The 14,951-nt window shown below is 42.2% G+C and carries 16 protein-coding genes; 14 read left to right on the top strand and 2 right to left on the bottom strand.

Going from position 1 to position 14,951, the window contains the following annotated elements; all coding sequences use genetic code 11:
• The first annotated feature begins 2 nt into the window (after positions 1-2).
• From ffh to O0550_RS04100, 13 genes are all read left to right on the top strand, one after another.
• Positions 3-1,445 (top strand): signal recognition particle protein, encoded by a 1,443-nt coding sequence (gene ffh, locus O0550_RS04040; RefSeq protein WP_003341439.1) that lies wholly within the window; start codon positions 3-5, stop codon positions 1,443-1,445.
• A 95-nt stretch (positions 1,446-1,540) separates the two neighbouring features.
• On the top strand, positions 1,541-1,816 hold the full coding sequence (gene rpsP, locus O0550_RS04045; RefSeq protein ID WP_003336873.1) for a 30S ribosomal protein S16: 276 nt from the start codon (positions 1,541-1,543) through the stop codon (positions 1,814-1,816).
• Positions 1,817-1,837: 21 nt separating this feature from the next.
• Positions 1,838-2,065, top strand: a complete 228-nt coding sequence (locus tag O0550_RS04050) for a KH domain-containing protein (protein ID WP_003336874.1) — start codon at positions 1,838-1,840, stop codon at positions 2,063-2,065.
• 138 nt (positions 2,066-2,203) lie between these two features.
• Positions 2,204-2,623: a YlqD family protein gene (locus O0550_RS04055; RefSeq protein ID WP_003336875.1), complete on the top strand. Its 420-nt coding sequence runs from the start codon at positions 2,204-2,206 to the stop codon at positions 2,621-2,623.
• Positions 2,620-3,141: a ribosome maturation factor RimM gene (rimM, locus tag O0550_RS04060; protein WP_003336876.1), complete on the top strand. Its 522-nt coding sequence runs from the start codon at positions 2,620-2,622 to the stop codon at positions 3,139-3,141. The genes O0550_RS04055 and rimM overlap by 4 nt, the downstream gene beginning before the upstream one ends.
• A gap of 14 nt (positions 3,142-3,155) precedes the next feature.
• Positions 3,156-3,902 carry a tRNA (guanosine(37)-N1)-methyltransferase TrmD gene (trmD, locus tag O0550_RS04065; protein WP_101668700.1) on the top strand — a complete coding sequence of 249 codons (747 nt, stop codon included), beginning with the start codon at positions 3,156-3,158 and terminating at the stop codon, positions 3,900-3,902.
• 253 nt (positions 3,903-4,155) lie between these two features.
• The gene (rplS, locus tag O0550_RS04070; RefSeq protein ID WP_003341429.1) at positions 4,156-4,503 is read left to right on the top strand and encodes a 50S ribosomal protein L19; all 348 of its coding nucleotides are present in this window, start codon (positions 4,156-4,158) and stop codon (positions 4,501-4,503) included.
• A gap of 173 nt (positions 4,504-4,676) precedes the next feature.
• Positions 4,677-5,237 (top strand): signal peptidase I, encoded by a 561-nt coding sequence (lepB, locus tag O0550_RS04075; protein ID WP_003341428.1) that lies wholly within the window; start codon positions 4,677-4,679, stop codon positions 5,235-5,237.
• Positions 5,238-5,268: 31 nt separating this feature from the next.
• The gene (gene ylqF / locus O0550_RS04080) at positions 5,269-6,165 is read left to right on the top strand and encodes a ribosome biogenesis GTPase YlqF (RefSeq protein WP_003336882.1); all 897 of its coding nucleotides are present in this window, start codon (positions 5,269-5,271) and stop codon (positions 6,163-6,165) included.
• Positions 6,166-6,375: 210 nt separating this feature from the next.
• Positions 6,376-7,158, top strand: coding sequence for a ribonuclease HII (rnhB, locus tag O0550_RS04085; RefSeq protein ID WP_258425672.1), 783 nt, complete (start codon positions 6,376-6,378; stop codon positions 7,156-7,158).
• A gap of 150 nt (positions 7,159-7,308) precedes the next feature.
• A complete protein-coding gene (locus O0550_RS04090) occupies positions 7,309-9,384 on the top strand; it encodes a hypothetical protein (protein WP_181747990.1) in 2,076 nt (691 codons plus the stop codon).
• Positions 9,385-9,404: 20 nt separating this feature from the next.
• The gene (locus O0550_RS04095) at positions 9,405-9,713 is read left to right on the top strand and encodes an EscU/YscU/HrcU family type III secretion system export apparatus switch protein (RefSeq protein ID WP_003336885.1); all 309 of its coding nucleotides are present in this window, start codon (positions 9,405-9,407) and stop codon (positions 9,711-9,713) included.
• The gene (locus tag O0550_RS04100) at positions 9,713-10,093 is read left to right on the top strand and encodes a YraN family protein (RefSeq protein ID WP_035318515.1); all 381 of its coding nucleotides are present in this window, start codon (positions 9,713-9,715) and stop codon (positions 10,091-10,093) included. The genes O0550_RS04095 and O0550_RS04100 overlap by 1 nt, the downstream gene beginning before the upstream one ends.
• 305 nt (positions 10,094-10,398) lie before the next feature.
• On the opposite strand, the gene O0550_RS04105 is transcribed toward O0550_RS04100, so the two are convergent.
• Positions 10,399-10,650: an AbrB/MazE/SpoVT family DNA-binding domain-containing protein gene (locus O0550_RS04105; protein WP_003336887.1), complete on the bottom strand. Its 252-nt coding sequence runs from the start codon at positions 10,648-10,650 to the stop codon at positions 10,399-10,401.
• A 340-nt stretch (positions 10,651-10,990) separates the two neighbouring features.
• The gene (locus O0550_RS04110; RefSeq protein WP_258425673.1) at positions 10,991-12,568 is read right to left on the bottom strand and encodes a YifB family Mg chelatase-like AAA ATPase; all 1,578 of its coding nucleotides are present in this window, start codon (positions 12,566-12,568) and stop codon (positions 10,991-10,993) included.
• 279 nt (positions 12,569-12,847) lie between these two features.
• Here O0550_RS04110 and O0550_RS04115 point away from each other — a divergent pair, with 279 nt between their 5' ends.
• Positions 12,848-14,782 (top strand): ABC-F family ATP-binding cassette domain-containing protein, encoded by a 1,935-nt coding sequence (locus O0550_RS04115; RefSeq protein ID WP_003341412.1) that lies wholly within the window; start codon positions 12,848-12,850, stop codon positions 14,780-14,782.
• Positions 14,783-14,951 lie beyond the last annotated feature (169 nt).

A 14,951-nucleotide genomic window follows, 5' to 3' on the forward strand; every position in this document is an offset into this window, starting at 1 on the left:
ATATGGCATTTGAAAGCTTGGCAAGCCGATTGCAGGGCGCCTTTGATAAGCTGCGTGGCAGAGGTAAAATCGACGAAACCATCGTGAATGAGGCGATGCGGGAAGTGCGTCTGGCTTTATTGGAAGCAGACGTTAACTTTAAAGTCGTGAAACAATTTGTTGCTCGGGTCAAGGAACGTGCAGTTGGACAAGATGTTTTGAAAAGCTTAACGCCAGGACAAATGGTTATTAAAGTGGTAAATGAAGAGCTGACTGAGCTTATGGGCGGTAACGTCTCCAAGCTGGCTGTCTCTAACCGACCACCGACTGTTATTATGATGGTTGGTCTACAAGGTGCGGGGAAAACGACCACAACCGGTAAACTGGCCAAGCTGTTACAAAAACAAAATCGTAAGCCTATGCTGGTTGCTTGCGATATTTATCGCCCTGCTGCCATTAAGCAGCTACAAGTACTAGGTGAACAATTGAGTGCTCCTGTATTTGCTATGGGTGATCAGGTAAGTCCTGTAGAAATCGCTACGAAAGCGATTGAACATGCTAAAGAAAATCACTACGATTATGTGATTCTTGATACGGCGGGTCGACTGCACATTGATGAAACTCTCATGGAAGAGCTTCAACAAGTGCGTGAAGTGGCAAAGCCAGATGAGATTTTGTTGGTTGTGGATGCTATGACTGGTCAGGATGCAGTCAATGTAGCAGAGAGCTTTAACAATCAACTAGAGCTTACAGGTGTGATTCTTACTAAGCTAGATGGAGATACACGCGGTGGTGCGGCCCTTTCTGTTAAAGCAGTGACTGGTAAACCGATCAAGTTCGCAGCAATGGGTGAAAAGCTTGATGCTTTGGAACCATTCCATCCAGATCGTATGGCATCACGCATTCTGGGAATGGGCGATGTACTGAGCTTGATAGAAAAAGCACAGGAAAGCGTCGACGTGGATAAAGCAAAAGAGATGGAGCGCCAAATGCGCCAAGGGGAATTCACTTTTGACATGTTCTTGGATTCCATGCAGCAAATGCGTCAGCTAGGGCCGCTTGAGGACCTGTTGGGTATGTTGCCTGGCATGAATAAGATGAAGGGCATGAAGGATCTAAAGGTGGATGAAAAGCAAATTGCTCGTACGGAGGCCATCGTGAAGTCGATGACAAAGGAAGAGCGGGCTAACCCTGATATCATGAATGCAAACCGCCGCAAGCGTATTGCTGCTGGTAGCGGAACCACGATCCAGGAAGTGAATCGTTTCATCAAGCAATTCGAGGATATGAAGAAAATGATGAAGCAATTCACAGGCATGACGGACAAAATGAAAAAGAAAAGCAAGAAAAAAGGCGGATTCTTTCCTTTTAAAGGAAATGCACCGATCGATCCGTTTGGTGGCATGGGCGGAGATGCCGATGATAAAAAAGGTGGCTTCAATTTCCCATTTAATCCGTTTAAATAATGTAAGCTTGAACTCTCTTCGCTCTATAAAGGCGATAGTTCAGATATATAGACACATACAACGTTTTTCGTTGATTCTTTTAGGAGGTGAACAACATGGCAGTTAAAATTCGTCTAAAGCGCATGGGTTCTAAAAAGGCTCCTTTCTACCGTGTGGTAGTTGCGGATTCTCGTTCCCCACGTGATGGTCGTTTCATTGAAGAGATCGGCTATTACAATCCAGTTGCTCAACCAGCAGTGGTTAACATTGACAGCGAGAAAGCTGTTCAATGGATCATGAACGGAGCGCAACCTACCGATACAGCTCGTAACTTGCTTTCTCAAGTAGGCGTACTTGCGAAAGTACACGAAGCAAAAATCGGCAAGAAGTAAGATTGGGACGGTGATCTTTAGATGAAGGCTTTGATCGAAACGATCGCGAAAGCTCTTGTGGATCATCCGGAACATGTGAAAGTGAACGCAGTGGACAAGGAGCGTATCTTAGTTTTCGAGCTTTCCGTTCATCCAGATGATATGGGTAAGATTATTGGAAAACAAGGTCGCATTGCGAAAGCCCTGCGGACGGTTGTAACGGCTGCTGCAGTTCAGACTGATAAGCGGATTACCGTTGAAATCGTATAAAAAAGACTGGGGGGTTCTCCAGTCTTTTTTCGTATCTACATACGTGTTAACCCCACATGCAAAATATAGTGTTACTACATGTGTTTATATAAAGGAAAGCAACGAAATAACCTTCTTAGCTGTCGGGAGGCGGTTCCTATGATCAGCATTGAGAGATTGGTGCATGTAAAAGTTGTTTTGACAGAGAAAACTAAGGCGTTATTACGGGAAGAATATGAAAAACAAGCACAATATGTGCATATGGAATTGGAGCAATGGCGATTCCAGCGTAAAAAAATATTAGCTGAGGCTGAAAAAAGAGGAAGCGAAGGGGTACGTCTGGCTCTGGAGAGGTTGGATCAGGAAGAAGGAGCCCTACGTGAGAAATTGGAACTGATTTCTATTCAACTTGAACAAGTAGAAAGGCTTCCCTTAGAAAGTGAACTCCATCAGCAAACCCTTAAAAGTCAAGTTGAAATGAAAGTAGGGGACCGTTGGAATGAAAAAATGGCAGATGCTGAAATTATCATTCGTGACGGGATTGTAATAGAAATACGTCAAGGAGGCAAAAGCTTGTGACACAACCAAAATTTTATACAGTAGGAAAATTGGTTAATACACAGGGATTACGTGGAGAAATGCGTGTCGTTTCTACAACAGATTTCCCAGATGTTCGCTTTAAAAAGGGGAATAAATTACATTTGTTCCATCCAAGCTTAACCGAACCAGTGATTGTGGAAATAGCTTCGTATCGCGAACACAAAGATTTTACCATTTTAACCTTTAAAGGCTACTCATCTATTAATGACGTGGAAAAGTATAAGGGTGGAGAATTAAAGGTTCCGGAAACGGAACTGCTAGAGCTTGAAGAAGACGAATTTTATATTCATCAGCTTATTGGATGCGAAGTGATTACGGACACAGGTGAGGTATTAGGCAAGATTACAGAGGTTTTACAGCCAGGTGCCAATGACGTTTGGGTAGTAAAAGGTAACAAGGGCAAAGAAATTATGCTACCTTTCATTGATGATTGCATTAAAGAGGTAGATGTTCAGAACAAAAAAGTAATTTGCCACCTCATGGATGGATTGCTATAGAGGAGAGTTAGATCATGCGTATTGACGTACTAACACTGTTTCCAGAGATGTTTACAGGGGTAATATCTACCAGTATTTTAGGAAAAGCAGCAGAGCGAGGAATCGTCGATTTTGGAGTCATTAACTTTCGCGATTATTCGAAAAGCAAACACGGCAACGTAGATGATACTCCCTATGGAGGCGGTGGTGGCATGGTCTTAAAGCCAGATCCGATCTTTGATGCCGTGGAAGACCTTCAGGCTCGTGAGGGTACCTCGAAACCGCGTATTATTCTAATGTGCCCGCAAGGAAGACGATATGATCAGAAAATGGCTGAGGAGTTAGCTCGTGAAGAGCACCTCTTGTTTATTTGTGGTCACTATGAGGGCTACGATGAGCGAATCCGTGAGCATCTGGTCACGGATGAAATCTCGATAGGCGATTATGTACTAACAGGTGGAGAATTAGGCGCTATGGTTGTGATTGATAGTGTTGTGCGTTTACAGCCAGGCGCTCTCGGTAATGAAATGTCTGCTGTCACAGACTCTTTTTCTACGGGACTTTTAGAGCATCCCCATTACACACGCCCTGCTGATTTCCGAGGCTGGAAGGTGCCTGATATCCTTTTGTCTGGACATCACGCGAACATTGAGAGATGGAGACTGAAAGAATCTCTAAAGCGCACCCTGCAACGTCGACCAGAGTTACTGGAGAAGATTGAGAAAACCAAAGAAATTGAAAAGCTACTAATAGAGATTCAGCAGGAAGAAAGTAACGCTTGATATTACAAGCATGGGAAGACTAATCCTTCCAATTTGCCACTGATTTTTGATCATCCAGTTATAGTAGTAGATTGAGAGAATTTTATCCTTGATTATTTTCTAATAATGCTTGTTAACGGCCTATAGTTATGCTAGAATATCACTTGTGGCAATTTTGCCACTGACTACGACGGTCCGCTATTCGTTCGTTAACCTAACAGAGGTTTAACAAGTAAGGCGAGTAAGAACGTCTGTGTGGAAGGAGTGAATCATGATGAATCAAATTATTCGTGAATTGGAAAAAGAACAACTGAAACAGGATCTTCCTGCGTTCCGTCCTGGTGACACTGTACGTGTACACGTTAAGGTTATCGAGGGTACTCGTGAGCGTATTCAGGTGTTCGAAGGCGTTGTTATCCGCCGCCGTGGTACTGGTGTAAGCGAAACTTTCACTGTTCGTAAGATTTCTTACAACGTGGGTGTTGAGCGTACATTCCCACTACACACACCGAAGATCGACAAACTTGAAGTAGTTCGCCATGGTCGCGTACGTCGTGCGAAATTGTACTATCTTCGCGATCGCGTAGGTAAAGCTGCTCGCATTAAAGAAATTCGTCGATAAGAATAAGAGGGGGGCTGCTTGCCAGTCCCCCTTTTTTCAGTTACATTCTGTTTTGAATGCCCTCAGTTCTCTAGAATATACAGTTCATCTCAGATAGATGCACTTATAAAGTGTAAAGATATCTTCTGTCATATATAATAGATAAATGAGACTCTAGAGCAGGAGGAAAGATTATGAACGAAAACGCCTCGACTACCAAGAAGAAAAATGAAGCTTGGGAATGGATTAAAGCGATTGTCATAGCCATAGCTTTAGCATTCTTCATCCGTACCTTTTTATTTGCCCCGTTTATCGTCGAGGGTCATTCCATGGATTTTACTTTGCATAACGAAGAAAAACTCGTGGTTAACAAAGCTCTCTATCATCTAAGAGAGCCACAACGTGAGGAAATTATCGTATTCCATGCGTCTGAGAAGAGAGATTATATCAAACGGGTTATCGCTGTTGCTGGAGATACCGTTGAGGTAAAAGATGATGTTTTGTACGTTAATGATAAGCCAGTGGAAGAGCCATACTTAAAAGAGAAACGTGAAATTGCGCAAAAAGAGAAGGATCTACCACTAACCACTCCTTTCGAAAAAATAACGATTCCACCCGGACATATTTATGTAATGGGGGATAATCGCCAAAATAGTTCAGATAGCCGAGAGTTTGGGCCAGTTGAAATAAGCAAGGTGGTAGGCCGGGCAGAGTTTGTCTTCTGGCCGTTAAAAGATATACGCATGACACGCTAATAGCTGTGTAAACAAAGTAGGTGAATGTACGATGACAATCCAATGGTTTCCGGGACATATGGCTAAAGCCCGCCGCCAGGTTACGGAGAAATTAAAGCAGGTTGATGTGGTCATCGAGCTTCTGGATGCAAGACTACCTTTATCTAGTCGTAACCCGATGATCGATGAGATCGTGGCAGAAAAACCACGTTTGATATTGCTAAACAAGGCGGATTTAGCTGATCCATCTGTAACAGAAATGTGGATAAGATATTTTAAAGAACAAGGCCTCCGTACGCTACCGATTGATGCTTTATCAGGAAGAGGAGTGAATAAGCTCCCTGAGCTTTGCCAGGAGTTAGCCTCAGATATGTTACAAAAACGTGCAGATCGTGGGATGCTGGCAAGAGCAGTACGAATCATGATCTTAGGTATTCCAAACGTTGGTAAATCCTCACTGATTAATCGTTTAGCAAAACGCTCTGTTGCACAGACAGGAGATCGTCCTGCCGTGACCAAATCGCAGCAATGGGTAAAAATGGGCGATACACTAGAGCTTCTGGATACACCAGGTATTCTTTGGCCTAAGTTTGAAGATCAAATGGTAGGATTACGATTAGCTGCAAGTGGTGCTATTAAGGATGAACTGATTGATTTCTCTGAGGTGGCCCTGTATGCTGTTCGTTATATGATGCATTACTATCCAGAGCGATTAAAAGACCGCTTTAAGCTGACTGATTTACCTGAGGATGGCGTAGAATTACTAGAAATGATCGGTAAAAAACGTGGCTGTATGGCGTCAGGTGGATATATTGACTATGACAAAGCTTCTGAGCTATTGCTACGTGAACTGCGCTCAGGAAAGATTGGGCAAATTTCGTTAGAACGTCCGATTGATTGGGAAATGGAAGTAACCATTGGCGAGCCGCGTTCTATCTATGATGAATAAAAATGTACGTATTGACCCTTGCCTACATGGCAGGGGTTTTTAGTTGTTTGATCAAATGATAAAATGTGTGAATCATTCAATCAGATTGCACTATGTAAGAATGGTTGTAATAGATTGTTTGGTTACGATAGATGCGAAAAATTTTTGTCGCGGGGCTAGTCTTACGATAGAATAAAGAAAGAATGTAAAGGAAGTCGGGAGAGAGAATTAATGAACATTGCGGAAATGTCGATACAAAAGATAAGAGAATGGGTCGAAGGAGCTGACCAGCTTTCCTCTGAGGAACGATTGGAGCTTTCTACAGACCCAAGAAAAGGCGTCCAAGCAATTTGGCGTAGATTTATTGCTCAGGAAAATCATTTGAAAAAGCAGCAAGCCCTTTGGGAAGCTATGACAGAAACAGAGAAATTATACTGGGCACAAGGTAATCAATACATAGTAGGAATAGACGAGGTTGGAAGAGGGCCTCTAGCAGGGCCCGTGGTTGCTTCAGCCGTTTGTTTACCCGCTGATTTTTATCTTCCAGGTTTAAATGACTCGAAAAAGGTAAATGTCACCATGCGTGAAGCTTATTATGAAGTTATTATGCGCGAAGCAATCGCTGTAGGTATTGGGATCGTTTCTGCTGAACGCATTGATGAAATTAATATTCTAGAAGCGACGCGCGAAGCAATGTATACAGCCATAAATGACGCAGGAATCACTCCAGACCTCTGCTTAATTGATGCTGTACATCTATCGCGTTTAGAAGCTCCACAACTCTCGATTATTGGCGGTGATGGCAAAAGTATTTCGATCGCAGCTGCATCAATCGTAGCAAAAGTGACGCGTGACCGTCTTATGGAAGCATATGCGGCAGAGTATCCGGTATATGGCTTTGAGCAAAATGCTGGTTATGGCACAGCCGAACATTTACAAGCCTTACGCACGCATGGCCCTTCTGCGTTGCATCGCAAAACCTTTGGGGGAGTTAAGGAGCTTATTACTGGATAGAGGGGGATAAGATATGTTCGAGGCTTGAGTGGCCAAAAATCTTTCCTGATCAAAATCAGCATTGATAAGAATCATTTCAGCCTATTTCGTACATAAAATTTCTTTTTGGAATAAAGGTTTATTCGTTTTACATGAAAGGAGGAGGAACCGATGATCCAAGCTGGTCAATTACTATCTAATATGCTGCAGCAAACCCGCACAAGCGGAAGCAAACAGATAGAGCTAAGCCCGAATCAGGTGGTAAAGGGAACCATCGTAAAAGTACTTCCAGATCAGGGTGCTATCGTGCAAATTGGCGGAATGCAGATGGTAGCTAAAATGGAGACGAATTTGGAAGCAGGCCAAAAAGCATGGTTACAGGTTCAGGGGAATACAGAACCACTTACGTTAAAAGTGGTTCATACGGAAGCAGGTCAAACCACAAAGGAAGCCTCTCAGGAGGGTTTATTGCGCTCTTTTGGTTTACCGAATCAACCAGAATTAAAAGAAGCTCTGCAATTTTTACTTGATAAGAATTTGCCTGTAAACAAGCAAACATTAATGGAGCTTGGTCAGATAATAAAGACGCAAGGATCAGGTACAGATGTCATGCAAGCAGTGCAGACAGCACTTACGAAACAAATCCCAATTACACAGGATGTAGTCTTGGCGTTGCGCAGCTTTTTATTTGGAAATAACATATCAGACTCTATTCGCGCTTTTTTACAGCAGGTGACCGATACACTCGCTACGCTTTCCTTGCAAAGTGAGGCTACGGGGGCTAATGAGCAGACTCAAACAACCCCGCAAGGTGGCTCTTCAGCCTCTGTGTCACCACAACCACAATTACAACAAACCTTACGAACACTTGCAAGCTTATTACAGTCGTTGCCGCTACAGCTCAATGAAGAACCCCCTTTGCTAAACGGGAACTTAGGAATGTTGGGAAAACAAGTGATTGGGAATCCTTCGCAAACGTCATTGCCTCAACATATTGGCAATCAAGAAGCTGAAGCAGGGCAACAAACAGGGACAGGAGTACAAAATGGTACCTCATCTGTTGGTATCGGCCAGCAAACAGGGCAACAGACGAATCTTTTGAATCAAGTTCCAATCCAACAGAGACCTATGTCGTCAGCCTTATTTGATAACACGGCACCTTTTTCATCCACTCAAGGTTCAAATGCACAACAAGGAGGAAATGCTGGAGTTATAAGTGGAGCGGAAGCAGATGCGCAAACACGATTGAATGGGGGGATAAATGGAGGAAATGGCCCGGCTACTCTGAAGCAAACAGAAGGTACAGGTCAATCGTCTTCCCTTCCTTCATCTGGCAATACACGCACTCTTACAGAATCAGTCATTATCACAGGTAATAGCAACCAAACACTCACAGGTGTAGGGGAATCTAACCAAAATAGACAACAACAAACCAGTATGCAAGCTCCCATGCAGAATTTTTCTGTAAATACTAAGATTCAAGCTTCTGGCATGCTTGCTCCAGAAGAATCATTGAAACAGCCATCTACAATAAGTAATCAAGCAGTATCTTCCCAATCAAATGAGGGAACGTCAGCAAATCAAGCTCAGTTACGGAAAGAAACTGGAATTTTACAACAAAAACTGGAACTATTAGGTGTCTCTAATGAAAGACATATTTTTCAGGCTGGACGGACAGGCAAAGAAGCAATTGATCAGCAGCAATTACAAAATATAAAAAGTTTGTTATTACAAGTTGCACAGGCTTCCCAAGGCGTATCTTTAGTATTAAAGGAAACAGCAGAGCAATTGCTTCAGCATATTACCGGACAACAATTAATGATGTCGACTTCTCAGCAAACACAACCACTGACACATGTGATGATGCAAATTCCAATTAAAACTGAGCAAGGAGAAGATACGGCTTTTGTACAAGTGGAGGCACGTAAGCAAAAAGGTGGGCAATTAGACCCGGGAAATTGTAGATTATTTTTTCAATTAGATCTACATGCGCTAGGAATGACCATGGTGGATGTGAGTATTGTCAATCGAATTACAACAATTCAGGTTTATAATGATCAACCTTGGTTGGAGAAGCTGATTCAGTCAGAAAAGCAAACGTTTACTCAGCAACTCCAAGAAGTAGGGTATCAGCTATCTATTTTACGTGTCTTGCCATTACCAGAAGCCAAATCTGGTAACGGGGGACTTATAAGAGAAACAGAGCAATTAAACAGTAATTACACAGGTGTTGATTTGCGTGTCTAATATAGGAAGGGGGGAACGTAATGGATCGGTCCTTTACCAACAATGACTTTCAAGAAAAATCAGTACCACGATTAAAAAAGGCAGTAGCGTTGCGCTATAAAGAGGATCAGGACGATGCTCCACGTCTGGTTGCTAAAGGGGGAGGTTATATTGCTGAAAGTATCCTGCAAAAGGCAAAAGAGCATAACATCCCTGTTCAGGAGGACCCTTCATTATTAGAGGTTCTGTCTAAATTGGATTTACAGCAGCAAATTCCCCCTGAATTATATCAGGTGGTAGCAGAAATTCTTGCGTTTGTTTATCGGTTAGAGAAGAAAGAGTGGAGTTAATGACAGACCGAAGAAGGCTAATTGGTCAAATTGGGGAATCGAGAGCATGTGATTACCTTGAAAGCCTAGGCTACAGTATTATTGGTCGTAATGTCCGACTTTCTCAGGGAGAGATTGATATTATTGCAATGGAGCAGAGAACAGTTGTGTTTGTTGAAGTTCGATCTCGTATAGGTAAAAAAGGAGTTACTCCTAGGTATGGGAGTCCTGTTGAATCAATCACACCACGCAAACAGCAAAAATTGCGACAGCTAGCTCTAGCCTATCTGCAAAATCATACTCAGTCCTATGATTCATTTCGAATTGATGCCATTGCAGTATGGATTCCGCCTGATCTTTCACAGAGTGGAGAAGGTCTTGAGCATTACAAATGTATTTAGGCAATGGTTAATATGATAGCACCTAAATTTGCAAGAAATAGGCCGTTCATAGTGATTTAACTACATCAATAATATATCTTCAAGCGTACAATACAATGTACTCGACGAGTTGTAACTCCTCCATATTAAGTAATACATCTGGTTTGGCTGTCTTTAGTCGGGGATGACGTGAAGACAGCCATTTTTTTGTAAAAACCACATTTTGCAGGATGAAATAAAAAAGCCGTTTTCTTCCGAGGAAGAGAACGGTTTCTTTAGTTATACATAAAGGAAAACATATTTAGTGCGTATGTAACAAGGAAAGCTTATTCTTTCGTGCTAACAGGCATATCATTCAGACAATCATGGCAAATGATTTTACCTTTGAAGTGAGTAATTTGGTCAGCATTTCCACAGAAGATACAAGATGGCAAGTATTTTTTCAGGATTACGCGTTCTCCATCTACATAGATCTCCATAGGATCTTTGATCTCAATGTTTAATGTGCGTCTCAATTCAATAGGAAGAACGATACGTCCTAGTTCATCCACTTTTCTTACAATACCTGTTGATTTCATAGGTGTAAATCCCCTCTCTGTCAGATGTATTTAGTCAAAATTCGACAGGTTATCTGATTATTATCGTACCAATATTTAATAAATAAGTCAATCTTTACTTCTTTTAAAAAAGTGAATATTCTCCTAACATTTATAACGTTGATTCCGCTTACATGAGATTGTTTACTTATTATGATTCTTACTCGTAAAATAGTACCCAATCTGCTAAACAGTGTATGAACATAATGCTATCTTTTGCGAAGGACAACTTGTTCAGGAATTCATAGATAGCAGATATGCTCAACAAAGATTTACCCCAAAAAGGTGTATGGCTAACCTGTTTTGAAGAGATATTTTTGGATCATGCTAAAACAGCCTTATCAAGTGAACGATATTGAATCGCTTCAGCTACATGTGAGGTTTTGATGTTCTCAGAACCATCTAAATCAGCAATCGTACGAGCTACTTTAACAATTCGATCATATCCACGAGCGCTCAGTCCCAGTTGATTAAAAGCTATGCTCATTAACTCCTGCCCGCCTTTATCAAGAGAGCAGTATGCTCGTAAATCTTGTCCAGTCATTGAGCTATTAAATGAAGAGCGCTTGTTTTGACGATAACGCTGACGTTGAATACTTCGAGCCATCTCTACACGTGTGAGGATTGAAGCTGAATTTTCCTCCCCCTCTCGCTTAGTTAACTGTTCGACTGAAACACGAGGCACTTCCAAATGAATATCGATGCGGTCTAGCAAGGGACCAGAAATTTTTGAACGATATTTTAATACTTGTGAGGGTGAGCATCGACAGACATTTTGATCTTTGGAACCATAATATCCGCATGGACAAGGATTCATAGATCCAATTAGTAAGAAACGCGCTGGATACAAATAGGCTTGTTTGGCCCTACTTATGGTAATGTGGCCATTTTCAAGGGGCTGTCGTAGCACTTCAAGAACACCTCTGGGAAATTCAGGCATTTCATCAAGAAAAAGAATTCCGCCATGAGCCAGACTGCATTCTCCCGGACGTGGAATTTGAGATCCTCCACCTGCTAGAGCGGCTTGGGTGATTGTATGATGTGGCGCACGCAGGGGGCGAGTCTCAATAAGCCCATGTCGCGTTGTTAAGCCAGCAATGCTGTAAATCTTAGTAACCTCAAAGGATTCCTCCTGAGTCATTTTAGGCATGATGGTTGGAAAACAGTTGGCTAATAGGGTCTTTCCAGAGCCGGGTGGACCAACTAGCATTACATTATGAAATCCAGCGGCTGCAACCTCTAGACCCCTTTTTACGAAATGTTGTCCCATGACATCAGCAAAATCATATGTAGGAATCGCATCAGGAGGATGTCTACTTTCGGTGTTAAGCTCAATAGGACTTGAATTAGTGCAGTCCAAATGAGATGCAGCAGGATCGCTTACATGAACCCATTCCTTTTCTTTATTAGCCTCCACAGCGGTTCGCAAATGGGGTACAGGCAGAATTTCTAAGGGAACAAGTTTTGCTTCTGCTTGATTGGCAATGGGCAAAATTACTCTCTTAAATCCTCTTTGCTGAGCCTCCAGTAGCATGGGCAAGACACCTGGAATGGGACGTAAGCTACCATCTAGCGCCAGCTCACCGATAATAAGTGGAATAGCTGATGTCATTTCAATTTGTTTAGATGCTAGCAAGATTCCAAAGGCGATAGCTAAATCAAAAACGGAGCCTTCTTTTCGCACATCTGCGGGGGCTAGATTGACGGTAATTCGCTGCATAGGGAAGTCAAATCCGGAATTTCGTAAGGCGGCTCGGACACGATCCCGTGCTTCTTTAATAGCGCTACCTCCTAAACCCACCACTTCAAAATGTGGCAATCCATTCGAAATATCCACTTCTACTGTAACTAGCATGCCATCTATTCCATGAATGGTAGCTGAATAAATTTTTGCATACATGTTAGATAACCCCTTTACCAGTCGTTACGAATTGATTTGAACTAGAATAATCCATTTTCAAGCCATCTAAGTTTGACTGTATAAAAAGTTAAAGGGTATCTGCAACAAAAATGATTTCGTGTCTCAAAATCCCGCTAGCTGTTCCCATTAGGCCTGTCATTTTGTACAATGAGAAGTAAGTCCATGTACGATAACAATATTTTACTCTACGTTTCGTTAAAAACGGATTTTGTAGAGTATTACGAACGGACATCTTATATAGAAGTAAGGATGGTCAAATTGAATATACTAACAGTAGAACATATTAAAAAAAGTTTTGGAGAAAAGGTCTTGTTTGACACGATCTCCTTTCATATTGCTGAGAATCAACGGATTGGGTTGATTGGCGTAAATGGTACTGGTAAGTCTACCTTGCTTAAAATTCTAGCAGGGATAGAGGAAGCAGATCAGGGGGAGATTATTCATTCCAATCATTTTCGTGTAGAATATTTGCCGCAGAATCCAGAATTTGATGGAGATTCAACTGTCCTTGAGCAAGTATTTTATGGAGATACTCCTCTTATGCAGGCCCTACGGGAATATGAGGTTTCTTTGGAAGAACTGCAGCAGGATCAGGAAAATGAGCGAAAGCTACAACGATTATTACGTGCCCAGCAACAAATGGATGCAACGAATGCTTGGGATGCAAACACGAAGGCAAAAACGATACTAACCAAATTAGGCATTACCCAGTTTGGGCAGAAAGTAGCCGAGTTATCTGGTGGACAACGTAAACGGGTAGCGATGGCACGTGCGCTAATTCAGCCTGCCGATTTGCTTATTTTAGATGAGCCGACCAACCATATTGATAATGAAACAGTAGAGTGGCTAGAAGAGTATCTTTCTTCCTTTAAAGGTGCACTATTACTAGTAACCCATGACCGTTATTTCCTCGATCGCGTTACAAATCGTATTTTTGAATTGGACAACGGCAAGCTGTATAGCTATGAGGGCAACTATGCGTCATTTTTAGAAAAGAAGGCAGAGCGTGAAGAGAATGAATTGGCTCAAGAAAGCAAACGCCAAAATCTACTGCGTAGAGAACTGGCATGGCTAAGAAGAGGCGCTAAAGCCCGAACTACGAAGCAAAAAGCCCGGGTGCAGCGAGCTGAAGAGCTACGAGACAAGAAGGTGGAGGGGCCACAGGCTAAGCTTGATATTGCTTTGGGGGCAAGTCGTCTAGGTAAAAAGGTCATTGAAGCAGAGAAGGTCTCTAAAGCTTTTGGCGAACGTAGACTGCTTACTGATTTTAGCTACATTGTAGTACCTGGAGATCGAATTGGGATTATTGGACCTAATGGTAGCGGGAAGTCAACACTGCTAAACATGCTTGCAGGTCGTATTCAGCCTGATAGCGGAACAATTGAAACAGGTGAAACGGTTAAGCTTTCGTTCTACACACAAGAAAATGTGGAGATGGATGGTAATCTACGGGTCATTGAATATATCAAAGAAGTAGCCGAACAAATCAAAACAGCAGATGGATTTACCTTGTCTGCTTCACAGATGCTGGAACGATTTTTATTTACTCCTAATCAGCAATGGACGTATATTTCTAAGCTGTCTGGTGGGGAGCGTCGCCGTCTGTATTTGCTACGGACGTTAATGGGCGAACCCAATGTTTTATTCCTTGATGAGCCAACCAATGATCTGGATATCCAAACACTTAGTATCTTAGAAGACTACCTGGATAACTTCCCAGGGGCTGTGATTACTGTCTCCCATGATCGTTATTTCTTAGATCGAACGGTTGAGCATCTGTTTGCTTTTGAAGGGCAAGGGACAATTCGTCATTACATGGGAAATTATTCGGAGTACCTAGACGAGAGCAAGCAAGAGAAAGCATTAGCTGAAAAAGCAGCAAAGGAAAAAGCGAATGAACAAAAATCAGATCAGTCATCTGCCCAAGCCAATAGGGGTGGAAACCGAACCAAAAAATTATCCTATAAAGACCAACGAGATTGGGATGAAATAGAGGATCGTATTGCTGATTTGGAGGAAAAGCTTTCAGAGATAAAAAATCAGGTTGCAAATGCTGGTAGTAACGTAGAGCGAGCGCAGGAGCTGTTTGCTCAGGAACAGGAGATAGCCAATCAATTGGAGCAGGCTATGGAACGTTGGACTGAGCTATCGATTATGGTGGAAGAGCTAGAGGAAGCCAATAAAAGAGGATAACTAAATGATGAAGGGTCTAACAGCATACAGGTAATTGTTGGATCATGGAGGGGAAGGTTGAAGAAACCTTCCTTCTTTTTTTTGGGAAAAAACCACACTGATTCATTCCTATGTCAAACGTGTAAACTTATGCTATAAGGCGCTTTACATAAAATGATACCATGGGTTC

It is taken from the genome of Brevibacillus halotolerans (assembly GCF_026891775.1).
Lineage (GTDB): Bacteria > Bacillota > Bacilli > Brevibacillales > Brevibacillaceae > Brevibacillus_B > Brevibacillus_B halotolerans.

Bases quoted from the DNA above. Each gene is read 5' to 3' on its own strand.
- ffh (WP_003341439.1), top strand. From the start codon at position 3: ATGGCATTTGAAAGCTTGGCAAGCCGATTGCAGGGCGCCTTTGATAAG.
- rpsP (WP_003336873.1), top strand. From the start codon at position 1,541: ATGGCAGTTAAAATTCGTCTAAAGCGCATGGGTTCTAAAAAGGCTCCT.
- O0550_RS04050 (WP_003336874.1), top strand. From the start codon at position 1,838: ATGAAGGCTTTGATCGAAACGATCGCGAAAGCTCTTGTGGATCATCCG.
- O0550_RS04055 (WP_003336875.1), top strand. From the start codon at position 2,204: ATGATCAGCATTGAGAGATTGGTGCATGTAAAAGTTGTTTTGACAGAG.
- trmD (WP_101668700.1), top strand. From the start codon at position 3,156: ATGCGTATTGACGTACTAACACTGTTTCCAGAGATGTTTACAGGGGTA.
- rplS (WP_003341429.1), top strand. From the start codon at position 4,156: ATGAATCAAATTATTCGTGAATTGGAAAAAGAACAACTGAAACAGGAT.
- lepB (WP_003341428.1), top strand. From the start codon at position 4,677: ATGAACGAAAACGCCTCGACTACCAAGAAGAAAAATGAAGCTTGGGAA.
- ylqF (WP_003336882.1), top strand. From the start codon at position 5,269: ATGACAATCCAATGGTTTCCGGGACATATGGCTAAAGCCCGCCGCCAG.
- rnhB (WP_258425672.1), top strand. From the start codon at position 6,376: ATGAACATTGCGGAAATGTCGATACAAAAGATAAGAGAATGGGTCGAA.
- O0550_RS04090 (WP_181747990.1), top strand. From the start codon at position 7,309: ATGATCCAAGCTGGTCAATTACTATCTAATATGCTGCAGCAAACCCGC.
- O0550_RS04095 (WP_003336885.1), top strand. From the start codon at position 9,405: ATGGATCGGTCCTTTACCAACAATGACTTTCAAGAAAAATCAGTACCA.
- O0550_RS04100 (WP_035318515.1), top strand. From the start codon at position 9,713: ATGACAGACCGAAGAAGGCTAATTGGTCAAATTGGGGAATCGAGAGCA.
- O0550_RS04105 (WP_003336887.1), bottom strand. From the start codon at position 10,650: ATGAAATCAACAGGTATTGTAAGAAAAGTGGATGAACTAGGACGTATC.
- O0550_RS04110 (WP_258425673.1), bottom strand. From the start codon at position 12,568: ATGTATGCAAAAATTTATTCAGCTACCATTCATGGAATAGATGGCATG.